This window comes from Pseudarthrobacter sp. NKDBFgelt (assembly GCF_046097905.1).
In the GTDB taxonomy this organism is placed as follows: Bacteria; Actinomycetota; Actinomycetes; order Actinomycetales; family Micrococcaceae; genus Arthrobacter; species Arthrobacter polychromogenes.
Genome location: NZ_JBJURL010000211.1, coordinates 1 through 547, shown reverse-complemented (window position 1 = coordinate 547; position 547 = coordinate 1). Strand labels below are relative to the sequence as shown.

Genomic DNA, 547 nt, shown 5'->3' with positions numbered 1-547 from the left:
AGTCGCGCGAAAACGCCAAGCACGTGCTTCGGGCGATGAAGGAGAACGCCCGCCAAGGCTTCTATAATGGCTCCCGCGCCCCGCTCGGCTACACGACCGAAGAGGTCGAAAAGCGCGGTGCGCGCACGAAGAAGCGGCTCGTCGTCGACCCGGTCGAGGCCGAGCTCGTGCGGCTGATGTTCCGGCTCTATCGCCTTGGCGACGGGCGGTCTGGACCGTTGGGAATTACGGCGCTGACCTGCTGGCTCAACGCGCGTGGCTATCGGACCCGGCTCGGCGCTCGCTTCGGCATCGCGACCGTGCACGGGATCCTGACCAATCGCGTTTACATTGGCGAGTGGGTGTTCAACCGCACCGAATCCAAAACGCAGCGCGAGAAGCCTAAGTCTGAGCAGGTTCCGATCGAGGTCCCGGCGATCATCGATCGCGCCGAGTTCGAGGCCGTCGCGGAAACCCTTAAAGCCAGAAACCCGAAAGTGACGCCGCCGCGTGTGGTGACTGGGTCGATCCTGCTGACGGGCCTCGCGACGTGCGGACGCTGCGGCGG

At 65.1% G+C, this 547-nt stretch carries 1 protein-coding gene; it reads left to right on the top strand.

The annotated features are described in order from the left end of the window. On the top strand, positions 1–547 hold a 547-nt coding region (locus ACKAE7_RS21200), incomplete at both ends, for a recombinase family protein (RefSeq protein ID WP_408980249.1).